Raw genomic sequence first — 25538 nt, 5'->3', positions numbered from 1 at the left:
CACGCTAGATCCCGCTTTTCCGTCCTGAAATGAGAGCGAAACGCCATAGCATCCCGAAGCGGGGCGGGAAAGCGCTTTCGAATTTTGAGGTGAGCGGACCCTGCGGCCCGGTTACTTCGCCGGAATCTGCGGCAGGCCACGGCCGGCAATTTCCTCGGCTCGGGTCTTGTGGCGATCGGCCTCGGCCTGCCAGCGCACCGCTGCACGGGATTCCGCGCGGGCCTTCTTGCGATATTTGCCCTGCGCGAGCCAGGTCACCGCCGAGCCCAGCAGCAATCCGACGATCACGGCAAGGAAAAGGAAGACGAAGAAGGGTGCCGTCAGCGACAGGACGGCATCATCGGGCCTGAAGGGATTGAGAGCCAGGGTCACGGCCTGACGATTGGCGACCGAGAGCACGATCAGAACGATCGCCAGGGGCACGAAGACGACCAGGGCGATAATTTTCTTGACCATAGCGAACTCACTCCTCACGTGGCCTTGCCGCTGTGTCTGTCCACCCGCGTCAGGCTACCATTCCAATTAAGCACGTTCCGCCGCCTTTCAAGCGCCGGACCGGGGCTCAATCATCGCCTTCGTCGGCCATTCCCGGATTGAGACGCTCGCGCAGCTCCTTACCGGTCTTGAAGAAGGGCACCCATTTCTCCTCGACGAACACCGTCTCGCCGGTCCGCGGATTACGACCAGAGCGCGACGGGCGATTCTTGACCGAGAATGCCCCGAAACCACGCAACTCGACGCGATTGCCGGCCGCAAGGGCGTCGGTGATCTCATCCAGAACGGCGTTGACGATATTTTCGACGTCGCGATGGTAGAGGTGCGGATTACGCGCCGCGACAATCTGCACCAGTTCCGACTTGATCACGCGCGCCCCCTGAAATATTTGAATGAAACCCTGAACGGCCCAAAGGTGCCAAACCGAAAAAGGACCGTCAAGGAACAACTTAACGGGTCCGTACGGCCCGAGCGACCGCCCGTAAAACACCACAATGCGCCGCGATAATCAACCGTCGAGGTCGCGTTGCGACAACTGGCACTCAAGCCGTGACGGCAATTCGTCTCCGCGGCTCCCTCTCGAAAGCCGCCGGCCGGCCATCCCTTGAATTCGCGCGCGCAGTTTTCATATTGGCAAGCGGATGCAATAATGCGAAATGACGCTCGAAATCCACCCAAAGCGTTTCCGGGCGGGCGAACCCGAACAGGCCTCACGCATGTCGAACCCTGTCAATGAAAGTGCGACGACTGCCGGCCGCCTGCCGGCTGGCGACGCCTATCGCCTAGCCGTCAATCACTCCCAGCGGGTCAAGCGCCTCAAGATCCTGCTGCCGATCGGTGCCTTCATTGTTTCGCTCGCCTTCATCGGCGTCTCCGTGGTGCGGGCCTACCTGCCGGAGAACCTGAAGATCGCCTCGGCCAAGATCGAGAACGGCAAGGTGGTGATGGAAAAGCCGGCGATCGCCGGCCGAAACGAAGACGGCATCAGCTATTCGATGCGCGCCGAACGCGCACTGCAGGACATCAAGAACCCGAACATCATCGCGCTCGAGACGATCACCGCTGCGGTGCCGCTGAACGACAAGACCATTGCCAAGGTCCAGGCGCTGAGCGGCATTTTCGACCGCTCGGCCGACCTGCTCAACATGGACAAACCCTTCACCATCAAACTCTCGACCGGCATCGACGCCAGCTTCCAGTCGGCCAATCTCGACATCAAGGGCGGGAGCATGGCCACCGACAAGCCCGTCGCCATCAAGGCGAACGAGGCGTCCATTGTTGCGCAGTCGCTCAAGATAACGGATAAGGGACGCATCATTACTTTTCAGGGTGCGGTTCGGGTAAACGTCGAGCCGTCCGCAATTCGCAAAACGGACAACTGAGAGCCGGGCCAGTCATGAATTTCAAATGTCGCACACCGAAACTGCTGGCAGGCCTTTTGCTCGCCACCGGCCTCGCCGCTGCCGCCTTCGCACCGGCTGCCCTTGCCCAGTCGACCAAGAGCAACATGGACAATCTGAAGCTGTCGAACGACAAGCCGATCCAGATTGAGAGCGACTCGCTCGAAATTCGCGAACAGGACAAGACCGCCCTGTTTTCCGGCAATGTGAAAGTCGTGCAGGGAACGACCACGCTGCAGTCCGGCAAGATGGTCGTCCACTACCGCGGCGAAGGCACGACGGTCACGAACGGCAATGCCGACATCGAGAAGATCGACGTCACCGAGAAGGTCTTCCTTTCCTCCGGCACGCAGCAGGCAACCGCCGACAAGGGCACATTCAACCTCGACACGCAGATCTTCGTGCTTGAGGGCGACCGTGTCGTGCTGTCCGAAGGGCAGAATGTGTTCGTCGGCTGCAAGCTGACGGTCCGCATGGATTCCGGCGAGGCCAAGCTCGACAGCTGCGGTGGGCGCGTGCAGATCCAGCTCGATCCCAAGTCCCAGAAGAAACAATAGCACCGGCCGCAACGTGAAGATTCCCGTCGTATCAGACCTGCTCGGCGCCGACCGGGCACGGCAGTCGAAGCCCGAAGAGCAGCGTCTCGACAAGACGCGCTACGAAGGCACGCTGATCGCCCACGGCCTGACCAAGAGCTACAACACGAGGCGCGTGGTGAACGGCGTTTCGCTGGTCGTGCGCCGCGGCGAGGCCGTCGGCCTGCTCGGCCCGAACGGCGCGGGCAAGACGACGTGTTTCTACATGATCACCGGCCTCGTTCCCGTGGATGCCGGGACGATCGCGATCAACGGCAATGAAGTGACGGCCATGCCGATGTATCGCCGCGCCCGTCTCGGCGTCGGCTATCTTCCCCAGGAAGCGTCGATCTTTCGCGGCCTGACCGTCGAGGAGAACATCCGCGCCGTCCTCGAAGTGCACCAGAGCGACCGCAAGAAGCGCGAAGCCAAACTGGACGAACTGCTGCACGAGTTTCATATCGAGAGACTGCGCAAGTCGCCGGCCGTGGCCCTGTCCGGCGGCGAACGCCGGCGCCTCGAAATCGCCCGCGCGCTCGCGACCGATCCCACCTTCATGCTGCTCGATGAACCGTTCGCGGGCGTCGATCCGATCTCGGTCTCTGATATCCAGAACCTCGTCCGCCACCTGACGGCTCGCGGCATCGGAGTCCTGATCACCGACCACAATGTGCGCGAAACGCTCGGCCTGATCGACCGTGCCTACATCATCCATGCCGGCGAGGTGCTGACGCATGGACGGGCGAACGACATCGTCAACAATGCCGATGTGCGCCGGCTTTATCTGGGCGACAAGTTCAGCCTCTGACGGCGCGACAGAAGAAATTCGCCGTCAGCCCATGGTTCGGCTTGACCAAACCTCTCAAAAAAGCAATTTTTGGGCCAAGTGGAGTTCAACGAGGTGTCCCGCGATCATTCGTAGGAGATTTCGGGGGAATATAGGGGAGTTTCGCGTCCGCCATGGCTTTGTCGGCCAACCTATTCCTGCGCCAGAACCAGTCACTGGTCATGACACCGCAACTGATGCAGTCCATCCAGTTGCTGCAGATGACCCATCTCGAACTGATCCATTTCATCTCGCAGGAAGTCGAAAAGAACCCGCTGCTCGAAATGGCATCCGACGACGGCGATGGCATCGGCGAGGTGCAGAACGGTGGCGCCGACGCCGCTTCCGCCTCCCCGTCCGACAATTCCACGGCAGACGACACTTCGGGCACCGACAGCTCGCTCGACAGCGACTGGTACGAGTCCGGGCATGAGAACGGGCTGAATGACCGCCTCGACGCCAATTTCGATACTGCATTTGCCGATGAAGGCAGCGCAACGCGCGCCGATGCGCCGGAGCTACTCGGGCAATGGAAGTCCATGCCGGGCAGCGGCTCGGAAAACGGCGAGGGCTACGACCTCGATGATTTCGTCGCCGGCCAGGTCAGCCTTCGGGATTATCTGAACCAGCAGATACCTTTTGCGATCGCCCGGCCGGGCGATCGCGTGATCGCCGCGGTCCTGACCGACAATCTCGACGAGGCCGGCTACATGCGCGGCGACATCGAGGAAATCGCCACCCGGCTCGGTGAGGACGTTGCCCGTGTCGGTGCCGTGCTCGATACGCTCCAGTCCCTCGACCCTCCGGGTATCTTTGCCCGTTCTTTGAGCGAATGCCTGTCAATACAGCTGCGCCAGCGCAACCGCCTTGATCCGGCGATGCAGGCGCTGGTCGACAATCTGGAACTGCTCGCCAAGCGGGACTTCAATACGCTGAAGCGGCTTTGCGGCGTCGACGAGGAAGATCTCATCGACATGCTCGCGGAGATCCGCAAGCTCAACCCGAAGCCAGGCAGCGGCTTCGAGACCAGCATTCTCGAATCGGTCATTCCCGACATCGTCGTGCGCACGGCGCCGGACGGCGGCTGGCGCGTCGAGCTCAATCCCGACGCCCTGCCCCGGGTGCTGGTCAACCAGAGCTATGTCACCGCGGTAGGCAAGGGCGGCAAGACCTCCAACGCCGACCAGACCTTCCTCTCGGAATGCCTGCAGAACGCCAACTGGCTGACCCGTAGCCTCGACCAGCGGGCCAAGACGATCGTCAAGGTGGCGATGGAGATCGTTCGCCAGCAGGACGGCTTCCTGCAGCACGGCGTCGATCACCTCCGGCCACTCAACCTGAAGACCGTCGCGGACGCCATCAAGATGCACGAGTCGACCGTCAGCCGGGTGACATCGAACAAATACATGCTGACGCCACGCGGCCTTTTCGAACTCAAATACTTCTTCAGCGTCTCGATCGGCTCTGCCGAAGGGGGCGACAACCACTCGGCCGAAGCCGTGCGTCATCGTATCCGCACAATGATTGCCCAGGAGAGCCCGGACGCCGTCCTATCGGATGACGACATCGTCCACACCTTGAAGTCGGGGGGCGTCGATCTGGCGCGGCGAACGGTCGCAAAGTACCGGGAGGCGATGAACATCCCGTCATCCGTCCAGCGTCGTCGCGAGAAGCGGGCACAGGCCAAGGCGACTGCCGTCTAGGCTGCGGGAAGGCCTGCAGCACAAGGCATAAGTTAAGAAGTCGTTGACTTTTGCAGGTGGCAGGTCTAGAAGCCCGCCGCGATCGATACAGGTTCACATTCGTTCCACCTTATCCCCAAGATACGCCGGGCACGCAGGAAACGGACCGACATTAACGCTTGAAAAGCTTGGATGCGGACAGGGCTTGGCGTAAACTGGTTTGCGCAAACCAATGATAAGAAGGGAAACTCCATGAGTGTGCGTGTATCCGGCAAACATATGGAAATCGGCGAATCCTTCCGGCAACGGATCGGTGAGCGGATCGATGAGGCGGTTACGAAGTACTTCGACGGCGGGTATTCGGGCCAAATCACCGTAACGAAGTCGGCAGCCGCCGCAGCCCAGTTTGTGGCGGACTGCCTCGTCCATCTGGACGCTGGCGCCAATCTGCAGGCTACCGGCTCCGCCAACGACCCGCAGATTGCCTTCGACATGGCTGCGGACCGGATCGAAAAGCGCCTTCGCCGATACAAGCGGAAGCTCAAGGATCATCATCCCGCAGGCCAGAACGGCACTCCGATCGAGATTGCCTACACTGTCATGGATACGGCATCCGAAGAGCATGAGGAGCTTCCCGAAGACTACGCACCGACCATCGTTGCCGAGAGCACCAAGCAGCTCCGGACCATGTCGGTGGCCAATGCGGTCATGGCGCTCGACATGACCGACGAGCCGGTCCTTTTGTTCCGCAGCCCGGGCAAGGCAGAGCTCAACATCGTCTACCGTCGTAACGACGGCAATATCGGATGGATCGATTCCGCCAACCTCAAGGGCTGAGACGCCCCAAGGCAGGTGGCGGTCCGCCGCCATCTGCTTCACACTTCTCGGCGGCATGAAGGATTATGAAATGGCCTTGGCAGATTTGCTGCAACAAGACGCGGTCGTTCCCGCCCTTCGGGTAAATTCCAAGAAACAATTACTCCAAGAGCTGGCGGTCAAGGCCTCCAAGCTCACCGGGATTCCCGAACGGGAAATCTTCGACGTCATCCTGCAGCGCGAGCGGCTCGGCTCGACCGGTGTCGGCAACGGCATCGCGATCCCGCACGGCAAGCTCAATCGCATCCACGCCATCACGGGCATCTTCGCCCGGCTCGAAACGCCGGTCGACTTCGAGGCCCTCGACGACCAGCCGGTCGACCTGGTCTTCCTGCTGCTCGCGCCCGAAGGCGCCGGCGCCGACCACCTGAAGGCGCTTTCGCGCATTGCCCGCGTGCTGCGCGACCAGGAACTGGTGGCGAAGCTCAGGGCAACGGATTCGGCCTCCGCCATCTATGCCTTCCTCAACGAGGAACAGGCTTCCAACGCCGCCTGAGAGCGGAAAGCGCCCAGACCAGATATAAGAAAAGCGCCGATCACGGCGCTTTTTTCGTTTTCGAAGTTAGGGTTTGAGGATCAGGCGTTTTTCTCGCTTTGAGCCTCGCCATTGGCCTCCCCCTTGGGGCCGCCCTTGGCGACGCCGACCATGGCCGGGCGAAGGACGCGGTCGCCGATGGCGTAACCGGCCTGGACCACCTGGACCACCGTGTTGTTCGGCACGTTCGGGTTCGGAACCTCGAACATCGCCTGGTGGAAGTTCGGATCGAACTTCTGGCCTTCCGCGTCGATCTTGCGCACGCCGTGACGCTCGAGCGTCGACAGCATACCGCGTTCGGTCATCTCCACGCCTTCGACAAGGGCGGAAATTCCGGCATCGGCGGCCGCGCGCAGCTCCTCCGGCAGGGTTTCCAGCGCACGACGCAGATTGTCGGAAACACCGAGCATGTCACGGGCGAAGCCGGTGACGGCATAGGTCTTGGCGTCCTTCAGTTCGCGTTCCGTGCGGCGGCGCAGGTTGTCCATCTCCGCAGCGAGACGCAGGAAGCGATCGCGCAATTCGGCATTCTCGGCCTTCAGCGCCTCGATCGGATCGACTGCGGCTTCGGCGCCGGCGTTTTCAGCTTCCTGAGCCGCATCGGCCATGGTTTCCGCTGCTGCGTCAGGTCCGGTGTTGTTTGCTTCGTCGGTCATGACGTCCTCCGAGTGACGATTTATCGAATTCGTGCCCGATATCAGGGTTTAACGTGGAAAAATCAAGGCTTGGGCAAAAGAAGGATGATCAGGGGACCGCTCAGAGACCCGACCGCGACAGCCTGGCCATCAGTTGGGCCGTATAGTCGACCATCGGCACGATGCGGGAATAGTTGAGCCGCGTCGGCCCGATCACGCCGACGGCACCAACGATGCGATCCTCCCCATCACGATAGGGTGCCACGATCAACGAAGAGCCCGACAGCGAAAAGAGCTTGTTTTCCGAACCGATGAAGATCCGCACCCCCGGACCGCTCTCGGCGAGATTGAGAATCTCGATCAGGCTCTCCTTGCGTTCGAGATCATCGAACAGCAGGCGCAGGCGATCGATGTCCTCGGAGCCGGCGAGCCCCTCGAGCAGGTTGGCGCGGCCGCGGACGATGAGCCGTGTTGGCTTTTCCTCGTCGAGGCCGCCCGACCATACGGCAAGTCCGCGCTCGACGAGATCCTGGGACAGCGCGTCGAGTTCGCCGGCAACCTGCTGCCGGAGCTTGACCAGTTGCGTCCGCAATTCGGCGAGCGTCTGGCCGGTCATGTTCGCATTGAGGAAGTTCGCCGCCTCGGTCAACTGCGACGCGGTGATCCCGGCCGGCAGGTCAATGATACGATTTTCGACCTGGTTATGCTCCCCGACGAGCACGGCGAGCGCCTTCGTGGGCTCCAGCCGGATGAATTCGACGTGCTTCAGCACCGGATCATTCTTGGACGAGATCACCAGCCCTGCCCCCTTGGAAAGGCCGGACAGCATGCGGCTCGCTTCGGTCAACAGGCTTTCCATGGGCTGGGCCGGCCCTGGTCGCCGGATCTGCCGCTCGATGCTGCCACGCTCCTCCTCGGAGAGGTCACCGATCTGCATGAAGGCATCGACGAAGAAACGCAGCCCCTGCTGCGTCGGCAGCCGGCCGGCGCTGACATGCGGCGCATAGATCAGGCCCAGATCCTCGAGATCTGCCATCACATTGCGAACCGAGGCGGGCGAAAGCGACATCGGCAGCAGGCGCGACAGGTTGCGGGACCCCAACGGATCTCCGGAATCGAGATAGGTCTCGACGATGCGGCGGAACACTTCCCTGGATCGGTCATCCAGTGAAGTGGCCACGTCCAGGGACGGTGACTTCGGTAAACCCATTAGCCGCACGAGATCTGTTGGTCTGTCATTGCACTGAAATATAGTGGCTCCGCTCCCAATCACCAACGGGAAAATCGGGGCTTCACAGCTGCCACCGCTGCGCAGCATGGTTTTTCTTTGCAAATCCCCCATGCGGACCTTAGAAGGCGTCTATCGATCCTAGGAGTGTGCAATGCGGCCATCAGGCAGAAAAACCGACCAAATGCGCAAGGTTTCTTTCGAGCGCAATTTTTCCAAGCACGCGGAGGGTTCCTGCCTCGTCAAATTCGGCGACACCCATGTGCTGTGCACCGCCAGCCTTGAGGAAAAGACGCCGCCGTGGCTGCGCAACAGCGGCAAGGGATGGGTCACCGCCGAATACGGCATGCTGCCGCGCGCGACCGGCGACCGCATGAAGCGTGAAGCTGCAGCCGGCAAGCAGGGTGGCCGCACCCAGGAAATCCAGCGCCTCATCGGCCGTTCGCTGCGGGCCATCGTCGATCTCGAAGCGCTCGGCGAACGCCAGATCACCATCGACTGCGACGTGATCCAGGCCGACGGCGGCACGCGTACCGCCTCGATCACCGGCGCCTGGGTCGCTCTTCACGACTGCCTCAAGTGGATGGAAGCGCGCAACATGGTCAAGGTGGAGAAGGTCCTGAAGGATCATGTCGCCGCCATCTCCTGCGGCATCTTCGCCAACCAGCCAGTCATCGACCTCGACTACCTTGAGGATTCCGCCGCCGAGACGGACGCAAACTTCGTCATGACCGGTACGGGCGCCATCGTCGAGGTGCAGGGCACCGCCGAAGGCGTTCCCTTCTCCGAGGAAGAGTTCCTGACGCTGATGCGGCTTGCCCGCAGCGGCATCGGCGAACTTGTCCAGATGCAGAAGCAGGCGCTTCTCTAGACGGGAAAACTGAGGAACGGGAGCAGTGAAACACCCCCTGGAAGGCATCCTGGAGACGGCGCTCTACGCGGGCGATCTCGATGCCGCGGAGGCCTTCTACGGTGGTGTGCTCGGCCTGGAGAAAGTGACCCGCCACGGCAACCGGCACCTTTTCTATCGTTGCGGCGCGGGGATCCTGCTGATCTTCAATCCGGCAGAGACGACAAAACCCGTCGCGGCCGGCGCATTGCCGGTTCCGAGCCATGGCGCAACGGGAGCGGGTCATGCCTGCTTCCGGGTCCGTGGCGAGGAAATCGACGCCGTGGCCCAACGGCTGCGGAGAGCCGGCGTCATCATCGAAGCCGATTTCCGCTGGCCGAACGGAGCGCGCTCCATCTATTTTCGCGACCCGGCCGGCAACAGCCTGGAATGCGCCGAGCCCAGGCTCTGGAACCTCGAATAGGATTTGACCGCATATGCGCAAGCTCGATACCCGCACCATCGTCGTGGCCAGCCACAACGCAGGCAAGATCGCCGAGATCGCCGATCTGATCGGTCCCTTCGGCTTTTCGGCCAAGAGTGCCGCGGAACTGAAGTTCGACGAGCCGGATGAGACCGGAACGACCTTCGAGGAGAATGCCGCGATCAAGGCGCTCGCTTCGGCGAAGGCATCCGGCCTTCCCGCACTCTCCGACGATTCCGGTCTGGTGATCGACGCGCTGGACGGCGCGCCTGGAGTCTACACGGCCAACTGGGCCGAGCGGGAAGACGGCAGCCGCGACTTCGCGATGGCCATGGAAAAGGTCGAAAAGGCGCTCGCCGAGCGTGGTGCGACGTCCGCGGCACAGCGCACCGGACGTTTCGTCAGCGTGCTCTGCCTTGCGTGGCCCGATGGGCACACCGAGTTCTTCCGCGGCGAGATCGAAGGCCAGGTCGTCTGGCCGCCGCGCGGGACATCCGGCTTCGGCTATGATCCCGTGTTCCAGCCGGAAGGATACGAGACCACCTTCGGCGAGATGACCGCGGACCAGAAGCACGGATGGAAGCCCGGCGACGCCGTGGCGCTTTCGCACCGCGCCCGCGCCTTTAAGCTTTTCGTCGAAACCTGCCTGGAGGCCTGAGGCGCCGATGTCCGAAGCCACGCCGCTTCTCCTGCCCGATACCGGCGAGCCGGGCTTCGGCATCTATGTGCACTGGCCGTTCTGTGCGGCCAAGTGCCCCTATTGCGACTTCAACAGCCATGTCCGCCACCAGCCGGTCGACCAACCGCGCTTCGTCGCGTCCTTCCTGCGCGAGATGGCGGAGATGCGGCGGCTCAGCGGCTCGAGGACGGTCACCAGCATCTTCCTCGGCGGTGGAACGCCGTCCCTGATGGATCCCGAGACCGTCGGGGCAATTCTTAACGGGATCGCGCGCCACTGGCACGTGCCTGACGGCATCGAAATCACAATGGAGGCCAATCCCTCGAGCGTCGAGGCGACGCGCTTCCGCGGCTACCGCGCCGCCGGCGTGAACCGCGCTTCGCTCGGCGTGCAGGCCCTCAACGACCCGGACCTCAAGTTCCTCGGGCGCCTTCACGACGTCGAGGATGCGCTGAAGGCGATCCGCCTGGCACGCGAGATCTTCCCGCGCATGTCCTTCGACCTGATCTATGCCCGTCCGCACCAGACGGTCGAGGCGTGGGAGAAGGAGCTCAAGGAGGCGATCTCCTATGCGGTCGATCATCTGTCGCTCTACCAGCTGACAATCGAGGAAGGCACCGCCTTCTACGGGCTGCACAAGGCGGGCAAGTTCGTCGTTCCGGACGACGAACAGGCGGCTATCCTCTACGAGGCGACGCAGGAAATCACGGCCCGCGAGGGGCTTCCCGCCTATGAAGTGTCCAACCACGCCCGTCCGGGCGCCGAGAGCCGGCACAATCTCACCTACTGGCGCTATGGCGACTATGCGGGCATCGGCCCCGGAGCCCATGGCCGGCTGACGCGCGGCCGTGACAAGCTGGCAACCGCCACCGAACGCAATCCCGAAGCCTGGCTCACCGCAGTCGAACGCGACGGCCACGGCATGGTCGAACAGGAACTGCTCGGACTGGACGAACAGGCCGACGAACTCCTGCTGATGGGGCTGAGATTGCGCGAAGGCGTCGACCTCGCCCGCTGGCAGCAGCTTTCCGGCCGAGATCCCGACCCGGCACGCGAGCAGACTTTACTGGAACACGGCTTCATCGAACGCCTCGGCAATTCACGGCTTCGCTGCACACCCAAGGGCATGCTGGTGCTTGATGCCGTGGTCGCCGATCTCGCCTGCTGAGGAGAACAGGAGGACATCGCCATGCCGGTCGACGACGCCTTCGCCCGCCACGACATGGCTGTCCTCTACGACAGCTTCAACCGTCACGGCCCGGACAACGACTTCTACCTCGGTCTCGCGACGGAACCCTGCAAGATCCTGGACCTCGGCTGCGGCACAGGCTCGCTCGCGCTCGAACTTGCGGAACGCGGGCATCATGTTACGGGCCTCGATCCGGCGCCGGGGATGCTCGCCGTCGCACGCGGGAAGGATCACGGACATCGGGTCGAGTGGGTGGCGGCGGATGCGCGCGACTTTTCGCTCGAAAGGCGCTTCGACCTGATCATCATGACCGGCCATGTCTTCCAGGTCTTTCTGGACGACCGGGAAACACTGGCCGTGCTTGAGAACGCCCACCGGCACCTTGCCGAGGGCGGACGGCTCGTCTTCGAAAGCCGCAATCCTGCGGCGCGGGAATGGGAGAACTGGACCGAGGCGAAAACCCGCGAACGGTGTGCAATCCCCGGAGCGGGACCGGTCGAGGTCTACTACCACGTCACGAGCGCATGGGACCACTTCGTCCGTTTCGACACCGTTTTCACACTTCTCGAAACGGGAGAGCGCCGGGGGAGCGAAAGCACCTTGCGCTTCCCGAACAAGGGCGCGATCGCGGGACTGCTCGCCGCGTCCGGCTTTTCCTCCGTCGACTGGATCGGCGACTGGGCGGGTTCGCCCTTTCGGCCGGAAAGTCCGGAAATCATCGCCCTGGCGCGGCGCTGACGCGCTTGAGAGGTGGCTGTATCGTCCAATCCCGATAATTCCGGGGACGGGAGCCTTACAATCAAGACCGGTCCAATTGACGGACAGTCTGTTTTGACATCACTATCGAAGCGCAATCGGCTGCGTCGTCCTTCCATGCCTCTCTCCCGCAAAGGCGAACATGAAACCACCCCGTGCGCGTGACGAAATGACCGGCTCCCCGAACCGATCACGGTCACGGTGGCGCGTCGAATGGCCGACAGTCGCCCTTGCCCTCACGATTTACGGGCTCTGGCTGGCTTTCACCTTCCACTGGGCTCACATCCCCTACCCGATCCTCTTCCTTGCCGGTGGATGGGTCATCGCCTGGCACGGCTCGCTTCAGCATGAGGTGCTGCATGGTCATCCGACACGCCTCCGGCAGGTGAACGACCTCGTCGGCTGGCCGCCGATCTCGCTCTGGCTGCCCTACAGGATCTACAAGCAGTCCCATCTCCAGCACCACCACGACGAATGGCTGACCGATCCTATCGAGGATCCGGAATCCTATTATCTGACGGGCACGCACTGGGAACGGACCGGCGCATTCGGGCGACTGCTGGTCAGGGCCAACAACACGCTGGCAGGCCGGCTGATCCTCGGGCCGCTGGTGACACTGGCCGCGTTCTTCACGGCGGAGGCCAACCTGATCCTCGGCGGCGATCGCCAGCGACTGAAGACGTGGATCGCGCATCTCCTCGGCTGCGCGGGCGTGCTCTTCTGGGTGCTCGCCGTCTGCGAAATGCCGCTCTGGATCTACCTTACGGCCTTCGTCTATTCGGGAATCGCGCTTTCCAGACTGCGTTCCTTTGCCGAACACCGTTATGCGGGAACGAAGGAAGAGCGCACGGCGATCGTCGAGAACACACCGCTCTTCGGCCTACTCTTCCTGCACAACAACCTGCATATCGTCCATCATTCATGGCCGCAGGTTCCCTGGTACGATATCCCGACGTTCTATCGCACCCACCGTCAGGCCTTCATTTCGCTCAACGGCGGCTTGGTCTACCGGGGCTATGCCGACGTGGCGCGACGCTATCTCTTCAGATCGCATCATGAACCAGTGCATCCGCAGCATGTCGTGCCGGGCAATGCCGAACCTATAGGCGTGGACGGCCAGGATCAGGCAATCGCCGGGTAGCCGGCGGCTTCCGCCTGCTGCCGATAGACGTCCAGGACCAGATAGTCCCGGTCGCCGAGGATCTCAAGACCGACCAGCCCCAGGCTTTGCCCCAGCCCGAGCGAAGGATCGGCGATCGCGTCGGCGATTGCCGCGCGAAGGGTGGCAAGCTCGCCGTCGGGCGCATCGATCCTCGTGATGAAAGGCAGCCCCGGCCCGCGCGGCGTTTCCGCCAGAATTCGCAAGCCTTCCACACTCTGCGGCGCGTGCCTTTCGAGAAGGCCGAAGGTCACCGTGTCCACCGCGGCGACGGATGCGCGACCGGTACGAACCGCTTCCAGCGAAGCGAGATGCCCGCCGGTCACTATCACGTCGGAGAAAAATCGGCCCGAAGCGGCCAGCGGCGCGATCATCGCACGCAGAAGGTTCATGCCTGAATTGGAAGCCGGATCGTTGATCGCCACCGTGGCGCCACGCAGATCCTCGATACGAGTCGCAGCCGATCGTTCCGCGACAACCACATAGCTCGCACGTGACGTTCCCTCTCCACCGGGAAAGGCATAGACCGGGGTCGCCACCAGCCGTACCTTTCCCCGAAGGACCGTGATGTAGGGGTAGCCGCAGGCCTGCGCCAAAACGAGCCCCGGGTCATGCCAGGGCGCATCATAAGGCGACAGCCGATCGAGATCGTCCGGAGCGCCAAATCCGGCTGCGCGCAACCGGCCCCGAACGAAATGCCAGAGCCGGTCATTGCCTTCACGGACCGGCGCCAGCATGTCGTACATGGCAAGGCTGGCGCAGGTCATCGAGACGCGTCAGGCGTTGTTCTCGTTGATCAGCCGCTTCAGAAGCTCGATCTCGTGGCTGAGCTTGGTATCCTCGCCGACCAGTTCCTCGATCTTGCGCACGGCATGCAGGACGGTCGTATGGTCGCGCCCGCCAAAGCGGCGGCCGATTTCCGGGAAGGAACGCGGCGTCAGCGTCTTTGACAGATACATGGCGATCTGGCGCGGCTTGACGATGACGCGCGTGCGGCGGTTCGACACCAGTTCCTGACGCGAGACGTTGTAATGCCGGGCGACGATGCGCTGGATGTCCTCGATGCGTACACGCTTCTGCTCGGACGCCCCGACCAGATGGGCCAGAAGCTCATCGACGCGCTCGACCGAAAGATTGGGCTCGAAGGAGCGGCGGAAGATCAGTTGGTTGAAGGCACCTTCCAGGTCGCGGCCGCTGCTCGTGACGTTGCGCGCCACGTGGGAGAGGATCTCCAGCGGAATGTCGAGCGATCCGTCATCCTTGCGAGCGGCATCAAGACGGCTCTTCAGCATTTCGAGACGCATTTCGTAGTCGGGCGCTTCCATCTCGATGGCGACGCCACCCTGAAGCCGCGAACGAACGCGCGGGTCGAGCGATTCCAATTCCCACGGCGCACGGTCGGCGGCGACGACGACCTGCTTGGCGCTGTCGAGCAGCATGTTGAGCAGATGGCAGAACTCGTGCTGAATCATCTTGCCCTGCAGGAACTGCATGTCGTCGATGATCAGCAGGTCGATGTTGCGGAGCGAGTCCTTGAGGGTGAGGGCGTCATTGTCGCGGATCGCGGTGGCAAAACGCCACATGAAATATTCGGCCGTCAGATAGACGACGCGGGGCGCACGTGGGCTCTGGATCGCCGCATTGGCAATCGCCTGCAAAAGATGCGTCTTGCCGAGGCCGACGGAAGAATGAATGAAGAGCGGGTTGAAGCGCACCGCGCCGGCGCCGGCTTCGGCGATCGTCTTGGCGGCCGCGAGCGCCACGCGGTTGGACGAACCCTCGACATAGCTCTCGAACGTATAACGGCTGTCGAGCGGCGAGCCGAAAAGCGGTCCGTTTGGCACGGCGCGGGCCGTCGGGCTGCCAACCGGGGGAACGATCTGGCCGATCGACTGGGCCGACGTCTTGCGGGTCGGTGCGGCGGGCGCCTGATCGGCAGCCGGACGCTCGTCCGCAGCCGGCGCTTTGGCGTTGCGGCTGGCGCTGCGCACCAGGATCTCGACCTTCAGGATCGCCGGATCTTCCTGCTGGAAGATGCCCGTGATGAGATCAAGATAACGGTTGTTGATCCACGATTTCAGGAAGGTCGTCGGCACCGTCAGGCGCACGAGGCTCTTCGATGCGGAATGAAGCTTCAAGCGGCCGAACCAGCTGGCATAGACATCAGGTCCGACCTGCGCCTTCAGCCGCTGGCTGAAGCGCTCGAAAAGCGCATCATGCTTCATTTCGGAAATATCCCCTGGCGCATCTGAGCATGCGGCGCCGAGTGCCGAATGTGCATGGTCCCCGTTCACCATTGCACCGGCCTTAACTGAATTAATCTGCATCTTGCCGCCTTCTTAAATCTTTGGCCGACCGGGCGACGCCTCGCGCACCCGGTGACCGCTTCATCCCCGTGCAGTGTGACGATCCCACCGTAATAGAGGTGACGACCGTACTCCCCTTCATCGCATGCTTACCCCAGCCAAAGGGCCAATGCGCTGCGACGTGAAACGCTGACGCGAATATACCGACCACGTTTCAACTCGCTCCGCCTGCCTTCATCCTCGACATGAGGGCCTGCGGTCGGGAAGGTCATTCCGTCCCGTTTCTTCTCCTGCCGGCACAACCGGCACAATCGACAAAAGGATCCTGTCACGGGAACTTGGGACTCCCGGTGCAAGGCCAACAGTGTCTGAAGAAACGGAATGGATATATCCCGCCCCAAGAGACGATGGGTAGATCTGACACTCGTTTTGCCAGTTCAGATTACCCCCGGAGGTCAACTCCGTGCCCCTTGTTGAGAGGCATTAAGGCAGGATCAAAAGTGAAGATCAACAGTGAATTTTACGCAAAATTAAGCCGCGGCCATTGACTCGCGGTCCCGTCTTTGACCGTCACAATTGCCGTCTCCAGAATCGCTTTTGAATCAAGGAGATTCAAAAAAGGCCGAGGAGGAAGAGGCAAAAATCCGCGAAAAATAAAAATTCGCTTGACTCAAAAGTCGGGCCGCCTGCCGTTAAGTGAAGCACAGCCTTCGCGGCAATCCTCGCGCAACTCATTGTTTTTATTATTTTTTTTGTGTCACTCGACTGACACGTAAATGCCAAACCAGCAAGCCGTTGAATGCAAAGAGACGAGCAGCAGAAAAAGCCCGGCTTTGCAGCCAGGCTTTTTAGATCATGTCAAAATGGTGTCTAAAATTAGACAGCCAGCGCCTTCACGCGGCTCGCGAGACGCGAGATCTTGCGCGATGCGGTGTTGGCGTGAACCACGCCCTTGCCGGCTGCGCGCTGGATCTCCGGCTGAGCGGCCAGGAGGGCCGACTTGGCGAGAGCGGCATCACCGGATGCGATGGCTTCTTCAACCTTGCGGATGAAGCCGCGAACGCGGGAACGGCGAGCCTTGTTGACTGCGGTGCGGCGAGCGATCTTGCGGGTCGCCTTCTTCGCCGAAGTGGTGTTGGCCATGGATGCCTCTCTAAGAATTCAAACCAAACTCCACCATCGCCGCGTCGGGTCGTTGCGACCTGCCATTTCAGCAATTCAGGAGCTATCTTCGGAAAAGCCAGCGGCTTTCCCAACCGTGGGCGGGCATATAGCCGGAAAGCGGCAGGCCGTCAACGCGCAATTTCAATGAATCGCGCGTTCAGGGCCATCAGCGGTTCTTGAAGACCGCCTTGCGCTTCTCGACGAAGGCCGCCATGCCTTCCTTCTGGTCCTCGGTCGAGAACAGCGAGTAGAAAAGGCGGCGCTCGAAACGCAGGCCTTCGGTCAAAGTTTGCTCGAAAGCCCGGCTGACCGTTTCCTTGACCATGCCGACGGCGACCTGGGAGAAGCCGGCGATCTTTTCCGCGGCGGCAACCGCCTCTTCCAGGAGCCGCTCCTGATCGACCACGCGGGCGACGAGACCGCAGCTTTCCGCTTCATGAGCGTCCATCATCCGGCCGGTGAGGCAGAGATCCATGGCCTTCGCCTTGCCAACGGCGCGCGTCAGGCGCTGTGTTCCGCCCATTCCGGGAATGACGCCAAGCGTGATTTCCGGCTGGCCGAACTTGGCCGTCTTCGTCGCAATGATGAAGTCGCACATCATCGCCAGTTCGCAGCCACCACCCAGCGCGAAACCGGAAACGGCCGCGATGATCGGCTTGCGGAAGCCGGCGATATCGTCCCATCCGCTGAAGAGATTTCCGAGGTAGACGTCGACGAAGTCGAGCGACTGCATCTCCTTGATATCGGCGCCGGCGGCGAAGGCCTTTTCGGAGCCGGTCAGAACCACGGCACCAATCGCTGCATCCGCCTGCAGCTTGCCGAGCAGATCGCAGAGTTCCGTCATCACGGTCGAGTTGAGCGCGTTCAGCGCCTGCGGACGGTTGAGCGTGATGACGGCAACGCGACCGCGGGTCTCCAGCAAGAGGGTTTCGTAGCTCATGGATGTCTCCCTTTCTTCCTTATTGTCATTTCTGGCAGGCGCGGCAGTAAAATGTCGAGCGTCCGCCTTGAACGATCCGCCCGACGGTACCGCCGCAACCCGGCGTCAGGCAAGGTTCGCCCTCGCGGTCATAGACGCGAAAACTGTGCTGGAAGTAACCAAGCGTGCCATCCGTCTGGATGTGATCCCTGAGCGAAGAACCGCCGGCGGCAATCGCATCGGCAATCACGGCGCGGATCGCATCAGTCAGGACGACGAGCTCCTTCTTCGGCCGCCTGCCTGGTGTCACAAGGGTCGCCGCAGCTCTTTGCGGGGCGAGATGGGAGCGCCACAGCGCCTCGCAGACATAGATATTGCCGAGACCTGCGATGACCGACTGGTCGAGCAGCGCCGTCTTCAACGGCTGGGCCTTGCCGGCAAAGCGGGTCGCAAGATAGTCGGCATCGAGCGCGTTGCCGACGGGCTCCGGTCCGAGCGTGCGAAAGGCCGGGTAGTCGTCGATCTCGTTGCGTAGCGCAAGATCCATGAAGCCGAACCGGCGCGGGTCATTATAGATCACCCGCACACTACCCCCGTCACCCGGGCGATCGAGATGGATGACGACATGGTCGTGCTTCTCGTCCTTGGAACGCTCCCGATGAAAGTCGCCGGGCGTCGTCGCCGCGTTGTTCGCCTCGACGCGGAAGGAGCCGGACATGCCGAGATGCGCGATGACCGTCGTGCCGTCGTCGAGGTCGATCAGAAGATACTTGGCACGACGGGCGAGACCGAGGACACGCCGCCCCTCGACACGTGCGACGAAATCGCGCGGCAGGGGGAAACGCAGATCGGGTCGGCGCAGCTCCACCTGCCGAACGAATGCGCCTTCCATCGCGGGAGAAAGCCCGCGCCTGACCGTCTCGACCTCTGGCAATTCAGGCATCGCCGACCATCTTTCTGTTTGAACCCTGCCGGAAACGACTGTAGACCAACGCCAAAGCGCGCACCGGCTGGCCCGAGATAGCGTGCCCGGAGCGATTTCGCTATGGTCTTTCGACCACCAATGAAAATGGAGTGATCAGATGGCCGAGAGCCGCACTTCCGCCGACGGCGGCATGGAAACCTCCTACGGCTTTCGCGACGTCGCGAAGGGCGAGAAGCAGGCTCTCGTCAATGATGTCTTCCACAAGGTTGCCAAGCGCTATGACATCATGAACGACGTGATGTCGGCAGGGCTGCACCGGATCTGGAAGGACGCGATGATCGCCGCGCTCAATCCCCGCAAGGACCCCGACTACAAGGTTCTGGACGTCGCCGGCGGTACAGGCGACATCGCCTTCCGGATCGTCGAGGCCTCAGCGCGGCTTGCCCATGCGACGGTGCTCGACATCAACGGCTCGATGCTCGGCGTCGGCGCAGAACGGGCTGAGAAAAAGGGGCTCGCCCCCAATCTGACCTTCGTCGAGGCCAATGCCGAAGAACTGCCTTTCGAGAACAACAGCTTCGATGCCTATACGATCGCCTTCGGCATCCGCAACGTGCCGCGGATCGACGTGGCCCTTCAGGAAGCCTATCGCGTTCTGAAGCGTGGCGGACGCCTCCTGGTGCTCGAATTCTCTGAAGTCGAGATGCCCTTGCTCGACAAGTTCTATGACCAGTGGTCGTTCAAGGCGATCCCGCGCTTCGGCCAGATGATCACCGGCGACGCCGAGCCCTACCAGTATCTCGTGGAATCGATCCGCAAGTTCCCGAACCAGCAGGATTTCGCCACGATGATCCGCACGGCCGGCTTCTCGCGCGTAACCTTCACCAACTATTCGGGCGGCATCGCAGCGCTGCATTCGGGCTGGAAACTCTGATCCTGATGAGCACGATCGGTGCATATTTCCGCCTGGCGCGGGTCGGCTGGGTGCTGGTCAGGGAAGGCGTGATCTCGGCGCTTCCGTCGGAAGGGCTGCCGCCGCTGGTCGGCACAGCCAAGGCCGCGGCCGGCCTTCTGGCCCGCAACCGCGCAATGCGGCAGCAGCGATCCGACCGGCTCGCCCGCGCGGTCGAGAGGCTTGGCCCGTCCTATGTCAAGATCGGCCAGTTCCTGGCGACACGGCCCGATGTGGTCGGCGCCGACTTCGCCGACGACCTCGCAGGCCTGCAGGACCGCATGGCCTTTTTCCCGACCGAGGCGGCCAAGGCGACGATCACCGGTTCACTCGGGCGCACGATCGAGGATCTTTACGCTTCCTTCGGAGAGCCGATCGCGGCCGCTTCCATCGCACAGGTGCATCCCGCCGAGATCGAGACACCGGAAGGCCGCCGGAAAGTGGCCGTGAAGGTGATCCGCCCCGGCGTGCGCAAGCGGTTCGCGGCCGATCTTGAGGCCATGTATCTCGTCTCGCATCTGCAGGAGCGGTTCCTGCCGCATACCCGTCGCCTGCGCCCGGTCGAAGTGACGCGCACCCTGGAGCAGACCACCAAGGTCGAGATGGATCTCCGCCTTGAGGCTGCAGCGCTCTCGGAGATCACCGAGAACACCAAGAACGACCCCGGTTTCCGCGTGCCGAGTGTCGACTGGGAGCGCACAGGCCGCGACGTCGTCACGATGGAATGGATCGACGGCATCAAGATGTCGGATGTCGACGCGCTGAAGGCCGCCGGCCACGACCTCGACCAGCTTGCCGATACGCTGATCCAGTCCTTCCTGCGCCATACCCTGCGCGACGGCTTCTTCCATGCGGACATGCATCCCGGCAACCTGTTCGTCGCACCGGACGGCGTGATCGTCGCCGTCGACATGGGCATCGCCGGCCGCCTCGGCAAGAAGGAGCGCCGCTTCCTCGCTGAGATCCTCTACGGCTTCATCACCCGCGACTACCTTCGGGTCGCCGAGGTGCATTTCGAGGCCGGCTACGTGCCCGCGCATCACAATGTGTCGAGTTTTGCCCAGGCGATCCGGGCAATCGGCGAACCGATCCACGGGCAACCTGCCGAAACCATCTCGATGGGCAAGCTCTTGACCTTGCTCTTCGAGGTGACCGAGCTTTTCGACATGGAGACACGGCCTGAGCTCGTGATGCTGCAGAAGACCATGGTGGTGGTCGAGGGCGTGGCCCGCATGCTCAATCCGCGCTTCAACATGTGGAAGGCATCGGATCCGGTCGTCTCCGCCTGGATCCGCGACAATCTCGGCCCGAAGCGCATCGTCGGCGATATCAAGGACGGCATCCGTGCAGCGGTCCGACTGTCGGAAGCCCTGCCCGAGATCGCGGCGAAGACCGAGAAACTGCATGGCGAAGTAGTCCGCATGAGCGAGGAAGGGCTGCGCTTTGCACCGGAGACCGCCGAGGCGATCGGCCGCTCGGAGGCCTATCACAGCCGCTTCGGCCGCTGGGCGCTCTGGCTGATTGCGATCGCCCTGATCATCATCGCCATGCGAATTGGTTGATTTTCATCAAATTTCTTTCTACCCCTCACAGGGAGAACGGAAAAACGACGGGATCTCTGATGTCGGCCACCAATGCCAGCTTTGCCCGCACGACGCTTCTGATGCTGCTTGTCGGCGCCACCGTCCTGCTCGGCATCATCCTTTCCTCACTCTGGCTGGTGGACAGAACACGGACCACATTCGACTACATCATCCAGGAGCGCGACATTCGCCGCGCGGCGGCTGACCTCCTGCAGAACCTCGTCGATTCCGAGACCGGGCAGCGCGGCTACCTGATCACCCGGCAGGAAAGCTTCCTTGAGCCTTATCGGCTGGCGCTCGATGATGTCCAGCGCAACCTCGCGCGCGTCGAAACGCTCGTCAAAGGCCGTCCGATCAAGGAAGAGCGGATTCCCGAACTGAAGCGGCTCGTCGAGCAGAAGGTTGCGGAAATGGCCCGCAGCGTCGAACTGACCCGGAATGGCCAGCAGTTGGAGGCGGCGGAACTTGTGCAAACCGAGTTCGGACGCGAGGTGATGGATGAGATCCGCGCGACCCTCGATTTCTTCAAGGAGCAGTCCGACCTCAATGTCCAGCGTGGTGTCGCGGAACAGGTAGAATCCTCCAGCCAGCTTCAGTGGTTCACGATCGGCGGCGGCATCGCCATCATCGCGGTCATGAGCGGCGCGATCTTCATCATCACCCAGCATGTCCGCGAACTATCACGCGCCCGGCGCGAGGTCGAACTGCTCAATGACAGCCTCGAAGAGCGCGTCAACGAGCGCACCGAGGACCTGATGCAGGCCAACCAGGAGATTCAGCGCTTCGCCTATATCGTCACGCACGACCTCAGGGCGCCGCTGGTCAACGTGATGGGCTTCACATCAGAGCTCGATACCTCGCTCAAGGCGTTGCAGGCCTATGTGCTTGCCGACGGCGGTCAACTTACAGAGGACCAGATCCGGGAGGCGCGGCTCGCCGCGTCCGAAGACCTGCCCGAGGCAATCGGCTTCATCCGCTCTTCCACGAAGAAGATGGACGGGCTGATCAACGCGATCCTCAAAATTTCCCGCGACGGCAAGCGACAGCTGAAGCCCGAGTCAATCGAGATGAAACCGCTCCTCGAAACCACCAGCGCCAGCGTGCACCACCAGATCGCCGAAAGCGATGGCAAGGTGCAGCTCGACGTTCGCGTTCCGATGATCAATACCGACCGTCTCTCGCTCGAACAGATCCTCGGTAACCTTTTCGACAATGCTGTAAAGTATAAGCATTCCGAGAGGCCATTGAACCTCTCGGTGCGCGTTTTGCCGGAAGGCCGCAACATGGTGCGCATCGAGGTCGAGGACAACGGCCGCGGCATCGCAGACGAAGACCACGAACGGATTTTCGAACTGTTCCGACGCTCGGGCCAGCAGGACAAGACGGGCGAAGGCATCGGCCTTGCCCATGTCCGGTCGCTGGCGCGGAACCTCGGCGGCGAGATAACCGTTAGATCGCAAATGGGATCGGGATCGACCTTCGTGCTGCGCCTGCCTTTGGATTTGTCGCGAATTGTACGGAGTTGAAGATGAAGGCCGTGGGAAAAGAAGTTACCATCGTGATGATCGAGGACGACGAGGGTCACGCCCGTCTGATCGAGAAGAATGTGCGCCGTGCTGGCGTCAACAACGAGATCATCCCGTTCACCAATGGAAATGACGCGCTCGACTTCATTCTCGGCAAGGACCGTAGCGGCAATGTATCAGTTGACCGCTATCTGCTGATCCTGCTCGATCTCAACTTGCCGGACATGTCGGGCACCGATATCCTGGAAAAAGTGAAATCAAATCCTCACACGCGCCGTTTGCCTGTCGTCATCCTCACAACGACCGATGACGAACGCGAAATTCAGCGATGCTATGATCTCGGGGCGAATGTCTACATCACGAAACCCGTCGACTACGACAATTTTGCCAATGCCATCCGGCAACTCGGGCTGTTCTTCTCGGTCATGCAGATCCCATGACATGAGTGGTCGCCCATGAGCATCCGGGTTCTTTATCTGGATGACGACGCGGCGATTGTACGGCTTGTACAGAAGGCGCTTGAACGCATCGGCCATTCGGTAGTCCATGCCGAAACGCCGGACGACGCACTCGCGCTTCTGGATGTCGAAGGCTACGATGTCATCGTACTCGATCACTATCTGCGCCAGATCACCGGCCACGAGGTGCTGCGGCGCATGCGCGCCCGCGGCATTTCGCTCCCGGTCGTCTATGTGACGGGATCGAACGAGGCACAGATCGCCATCGAGGCGATCCGGGCAGGCGCCTCGGACTATGTCATCAAGACGGTCAGCGACGATTTCATGCCGCTCCTCATCAGCGCCATCGAGCATTCGGTGGCGAATGCCCAGCTCAGGGCGGCCAAGGCGAAGGCGGACGAGGAAATCCGTCAGGGCAAGGAGCGTGCGGAGGCTCTTCTCGCGGAGGTGAACCATCGCGTTGCCAATTCGCTGGCTCTGGTCGCCAGCCTGCTGCGCCTGCAGATATCCAATTCGAAAAGCGAAGACGTCAAGGCGGAGCTCTCCGAAACCCAGGCCCGCATCACCGCGATCGCCGGCATGCATCGTAGCCTCTACACCTCGGACGACGTGAGCCGGGTCGAACTCGATCGCTATCTGCAAAACCTGACAGGCGAGCTTTCGAGCTCGCTGCAAAACCCGGAAAAGCCGCTTCACCTGAGGCTCGACGCCGACGCGATCTCCATGACCGCCGACCGGGCGGTCTCCGTTGGCATGATTGTCACCGAACTCGTCACCAACGCCTACAAATATGCCTATCCCGACGAGGCCGGCGGGGAGGTTCGCGTCCTCCTGAAGCGTATCGGCGAGAATGAGGCACTGCTCAGGGTCGAGGACGACGGCATCGGAATGAAACAGGGTAACGCTCCCAGTGGAACCGGTCTCGGCAGCCGCATCGTCAAGTCGATGGCCGCGGCGCTCGGGCCGGGACTTGCCCATGTCGAGACGGAACGAGGGACCGTCGTCGAGGTGCCGCTGCAGATCTGCGTCACCCATGCCGCCCGTCAGTGACGGCTGCGCTCACTTGTCCCGGCAATTTGCCTGACCGACAATTTGCGATAGTGTCGCCACGACTTAACGGAGGTTGCCTGTCGCATGACACTGGCGGGAAAGCGTATTCTTCTCATCATCTCGGGTGGTATCGCCGCCTACAAGAGCCTGGACCTGATCCGGCGGCTGCGGGAACGCGGCGCTATGGTCCGGCCCGTCATGACGCAAGGCGCACAGGAATTCGTGACGCCGCTTGCCGTCGGCGCGCTGTCGGCGAGCCACGTCTATACCGAACTCTTTTCGCGTGAGGACGAGCAGGATGTCGGGCACATCCGGCTTGCCCGCGATTGCGACCTCGTGGTGATCGCACCCGCGACGGCCGACCTGATGGCGAAGATGGCGAACGGCCTTGCCGACGATCTTGCGTCGACGGTGCTCCTGGCGACCGACAGGCCCGTGCTCGTGGCCCCCGCCATGAACCCGAAGATGTGGGCACACCCGGCAACGCGCCGAAATGTCGAGACGCTGCGCCGGGACGGGCTTTCCTTCGTCGGGCCGACCGCCGGTGAAATGGCAGAGAGCGGCGAGAGCGGGCTCGGACGAATGGCCGAACCGCTGGACATCGTTGCGGCAGCGGAACGGCTTTTTGAGGCCCAGGGCACAACCGGGCCGCTTTCCGGCAGGACCGCGATCGTCACGTCCGGCCCGACCCATGAGCCGATCGATCCGGTGCGTTATATCGCCAACCGCTCCTCGGGGCGCCAGGGCCATGCGATCGCGGCAGCCCTTGCCCGGCTGGGCGCCGACGTCACCCTGGTCTCAGGTCCCGTCACGATCCCCGACCCGGCCGGTGTGAAGGTCGTCCATGTCGAACGTGCCGAAGAGATGCGGGACGCGGTCGTATCCCGCCTGCCTGCGGACATTGCGGTGATGGTGGCAGCCGTCGCCGACTGGCGGGTGGCGACGTCCTCGGAACAGAAGATCAAGAAGAAGCCCGGCCAAGCGCCCGCCCCCCTTCAGCTCACGGAAAATCCCGACATCCTGAAGACGGTCGGCCATCACGAAAATCGGCCGGAAATCGTGGTCGGTTTCGCCGCGGAAACCGAGAATGTCGAAGACAATGGCCGCACCAAGCTCGAGCGCAAGGGCGCCGACCTCATCGTCGCCAACGACGTTTCGCCCGAGACCGGTATCATGGGCGGGACCCGCAACAGCGTGAAGATCATCTCGAAGGCGGGCGTCGCGGAATGGCCCGACCTTTCCAAGGACGAGGTCGCGACCCGGCTCGCTGACCTGATCGCCGGCAGGCTGAACGGAGCCTGACGGCC

27 protein-coding genes are annotated in these 25538 nt (G+C 62.1%); 18 read left to right on the top strand and 9 right to left on the bottom strand.

Annotated elements, in window-relative coordinates; genetic code table 11:
* Window positions 1-111 precede the first annotated feature (111 nt).
* The gene (locus ACX93L_RS08555) at window positions 112-456 is read right to left on the bottom strand and encodes a DUF1049 domain-containing protein (RefSeq protein ID WP_459404465.1); all 345 of its coding nucleotides are present in this window, start codon (window positions 454-456) and stop codon (window positions 112-114) included.
* A gap of 106 nt (window positions 457-562) precedes the next feature.
* Complete coding sequence (locus tag ACX93L_RS08550) at window positions 563-883, bottom strand: integration host factor subunit beta (protein ID WP_315853078.1); 321 nt, start codon at window positions 881-883, stop codon at window positions 563-565.
* Window positions 884-1211: 328 nt separating this feature from the next.
* Here ACX93L_RS08550 and lptC point away from each other — a divergent pair, with 328 nt between their 5' ends.
* The 6 genes from lptC (at window position 1212) to ptsN (ending at window position 6350) form a co-directional block, all read left to right on the top strand.
* The gene (gene lptC / locus ACX93L_RS08545) at window positions 1212-1877 is read left to right on the top strand and encodes an LPS export ABC transporter periplasmic protein LptC (RefSeq protein ID WP_459404464.1); all 666 of its coding nucleotides are present in this window, start codon (window positions 1212-1214) and stop codon (window positions 1875-1877) included.
* 14 nt (window positions 1878-1891) lie between these two features.
* Window positions 1892-2452, top strand: a complete 561-nt coding sequence (locus tag ACX93L_RS08540) for an LptA/OstA family protein (protein WP_459404463.1) — start codon at window positions 1892-1894, stop codon at window positions 2450-2452.
* A gap of 37 nt (window positions 2453-2489) precedes the next feature.
* The gene (gene lptB / locus ACX93L_RS08535; RefSeq protein ID WP_459405351.1) at window positions 2490-3278 is read left to right on the top strand and encodes an LPS export ABC transporter ATP-binding protein; all 789 of its coding nucleotides are present in this window, start codon (window positions 2490-2492) and stop codon (window positions 3276-3278) included.
* Between the two features lie 152 nt (window positions 3279-3430).
* Entirely contained in the window at window positions 3431-4999 is a 1569-nt protein-coding gene (rpoN, locus tag ACX93L_RS08530) for an RNA polymerase factor sigma-54 (RefSeq protein WP_459404462.1), read from the top strand.
* 231 nt (window positions 5000-5230) lie between these two features.
* Window positions 5231-5815: a ribosome hibernation-promoting factor, HPF/YfiA family gene (hpf, locus tag ACX93L_RS08525; protein WP_459404461.1), complete on the top strand. Its 585-nt coding sequence runs from the start codon at window positions 5231-5233 to the stop codon at window positions 5813-5815.
* Between the two features lie 70 nt (window positions 5816-5885).
* The gene (gene ptsN, locus ACX93L_RS08520) at window positions 5886-6350 is read left to right on the top strand and encodes a PTS IIA-like nitrogen regulatory protein PtsN (RefSeq protein ID WP_169591489.1); all 465 of its coding nucleotides are present in this window, start codon (window positions 5886-5888) and stop codon (window positions 6348-6350) included.
* A gap of 80 nt (window positions 6351-6430) precedes the next feature.
* Here ptsN and grpE read toward each other — a convergent pair whose 3' ends face one another.
* Both grpE and hrcA read right to left on the bottom strand, forming a co-directional pair.
* Window positions 6431-7045 (bottom strand): nucleotide exchange factor GrpE, encoded by a 615-nt coding sequence (gene grpE, locus ACX93L_RS08515; protein WP_459404460.1) that lies wholly within the window; start codon window positions 7043-7045, stop codon window positions 6431-6433.
* A 100-nt stretch (window positions 7046-7145) separates the two neighbouring features.
* Entirely contained in the window at window positions 7146-8234 is a 1089-nt protein-coding gene (gene hrcA, locus ACX93L_RS08510) for a heat-inducible transcriptional repressor HrcA (protein WP_459404459.1), read from the bottom strand.
* 172 nt (window positions 8235-8406) lie between these two features.
* Here hrcA and rph point away from each other — a divergent pair, with 172 nt between their 5' ends.
* The 6 genes from rph (at window position 8407) to ACX93L_RS08480 (ending at window position 13330) form a co-directional block, all read left to right on the top strand.
* Window positions 8407-9123 carry a ribonuclease PH gene (rph, locus tag ACX93L_RS08505; protein WP_459404458.1) on the top strand — a complete coding sequence of 239 codons (717 nt, stop codon included), beginning with the start codon at window positions 8407-8409 and terminating at the stop codon, window positions 9121-9123.
* 25 nt (window positions 9124-9148) lie between these two features.
* The gene (locus ACX93L_RS08500; protein ID WP_459404457.1) at window positions 9149-9565 is read left to right on the top strand and encodes a VOC family protein; all 417 of its coding nucleotides are present in this window, start codon (window positions 9149-9151) and stop codon (window positions 9563-9565) included.
* A gap of 13 nt (window positions 9566-9578) precedes the next feature.
* Entirely contained in the window at window positions 9579-10223 is a 645-nt protein-coding gene (gene rdgB / locus ACX93L_RS08495) for an RdgB/HAM1 family non-canonical purine NTP pyrophosphatase (RefSeq protein ID WP_459404456.1), read from the top strand.
* A 7-nt stretch (window positions 10224-10230) separates the two neighbouring features.
* Window positions 10231-11412, top strand: coding sequence for a radical SAM family heme chaperone HemW (gene hemW, locus ACX93L_RS08490; protein WP_459404455.1), 1182 nt, complete (start codon window positions 10231-10233; stop codon window positions 11410-11412).
* A 21-nt stretch (window positions 11413-11433) separates the two neighbouring features.
* On the top strand, window positions 11434-12171 hold the full coding sequence (locus ACX93L_RS08485) for a class I SAM-dependent methyltransferase (protein ID WP_459404454.1): 738 nt from the start codon (window positions 11434-11436) through the stop codon (window positions 12169-12171).
* 160 nt (window positions 12172-12331) lie between these two features.
* Window positions 12332-13330 (top strand): fatty acid desaturase, encoded by a 999-nt coding sequence (locus ACX93L_RS08480; RefSeq protein ID WP_459404453.1) that lies wholly within the window; start codon window positions 12332-12334, stop codon window positions 13328-13330.
* On the opposite strand, the gene ACX93L_RS08475 is transcribed toward ACX93L_RS08480, so the two are convergent.
* From ACX93L_RS08475 to mutM, 5 genes are all read right to left on the bottom strand, one after another.
* Window positions 13312-14115, bottom strand: coding sequence for a phosphate/phosphite/phosphonate ABC transporter substrate-binding protein (locus ACX93L_RS08475; protein WP_459404452.1), 804 nt, complete (start codon window positions 14113-14115; stop codon window positions 13312-13314). The genes ACX93L_RS08480 and ACX93L_RS08475 overlap by 19 nt on opposite strands.
* A gap of 9 nt (window positions 14116-14124) precedes the next feature.
* Entirely contained in the window at window positions 14125-15675 is a 1551-nt protein-coding gene (gene dnaA / locus ACX93L_RS08470) for a chromosomal replication initiator protein DnaA (protein ID WP_459404451.1), read from the bottom strand.
* Window positions 15676-16530: 855 nt separating this feature from the next.
* Entirely contained in the window at window positions 16531-16797 is a 267-nt protein-coding gene (gene rpsT, locus ACX93L_RS08465; RefSeq protein ID WP_459404450.1) for a 30S ribosomal protein S20, read from the bottom strand.
* Window positions 16798-16984: 187 nt separating this feature from the next.
* Entirely contained in the window at window positions 16985-17758 is a 774-nt protein-coding gene (locus ACX93L_RS08460; RefSeq protein ID WP_459404449.1) for an enoyl-CoA hydratase, read from the bottom strand.
* A 25-nt stretch (window positions 17759-17783) separates the two neighbouring features.
* Window positions 17784-18680: a bifunctional DNA-formamidopyrimidine glycosylase/DNA-(apurinic or apyrimidinic site) lyase gene (gene mutM, locus ACX93L_RS08455; RefSeq protein WP_459404448.1), complete on the bottom strand. Its 897-nt coding sequence runs from the start codon at window positions 18678-18680 to the stop codon at window positions 17784-17786.
* 139 nt (window positions 18681-18819) lie between these two features.
* On the opposite strand from mutM, the gene ubiE reads away from it, so the two are divergent.
* The 6 genes from ubiE to coaBC all read left to right on the top strand — a co-directional run bounded on the left by ubiE (window position 18820) and on the right by coaBC (window position 25533).
* A complete protein-coding gene (gene ubiE / locus ACX93L_RS08450) occupies window positions 18820-19596 on the top strand; it encodes a bifunctional demethylmenaquinone methyltransferase/2-methoxy-6-polyprenyl-1,4-benzoquinol methylase UbiE (protein ID WP_459404447.1) in 777 nt (258 codons plus the stop codon).
* Between the two features lie 5 nt (window positions 19597-19601).
* Window positions 19602-21176: a 2-polyprenylphenol 6-hydroxylase gene (gene ubiB, locus ACX93L_RS08445; RefSeq protein WP_459404446.1), complete on the top strand. Its 1575-nt coding sequence runs from the start codon at window positions 19602-19604 to the stop codon at window positions 21174-21176.
* Window positions 21177-21235: 59 nt separating this feature from the next.
* Window positions 21236-22723, top strand: coding sequence for a sensor histidine kinase (locus tag ACX93L_RS08440; RefSeq protein WP_459404445.1), 1488 nt, complete (start codon window positions 21236-21238; stop codon window positions 22721-22723).
* A 2-nt stretch (window positions 22724-22725) separates the two neighbouring features.
* The gene (locus ACX93L_RS08435; protein ID WP_169591550.1) at window positions 22726-23163 is read left to right on the top strand and encodes a response regulator; all 438 of its coding nucleotides are present in this window, start codon (window positions 22726-22728) and stop codon (window positions 23161-23163) included.
* Window positions 23164-23178: 15 nt separating this feature from the next.
* Window positions 23179-24231, top strand: a complete 1053-nt coding sequence (locus tag ACX93L_RS08430) for a sensor histidine kinase (RefSeq protein WP_459404444.1) — start codon at window positions 23179-23181, stop codon at window positions 24229-24231.
* 84 nt (window positions 24232-24315) lie between these two features.
* Window positions 24316-25533 (top strand): bifunctional phosphopantothenoylcysteine decarboxylase/phosphopantothenate--cysteine ligase CoaBC, encoded by a 1218-nt coding sequence (coaBC, locus tag ACX93L_RS08425; protein WP_459404443.1) that lies wholly within the window; start codon window positions 24316-24318, stop codon window positions 25531-25533.
* Window positions 25534-25538 lie beyond the last annotated feature (5 nt).

The sequence above is a fragment of the Rhizobium sp. CAU 1783 genome, from assembly GCF_054551725.1.
This window is presented reverse-complemented; position numbering and strand designations above follow the sequence as displayed.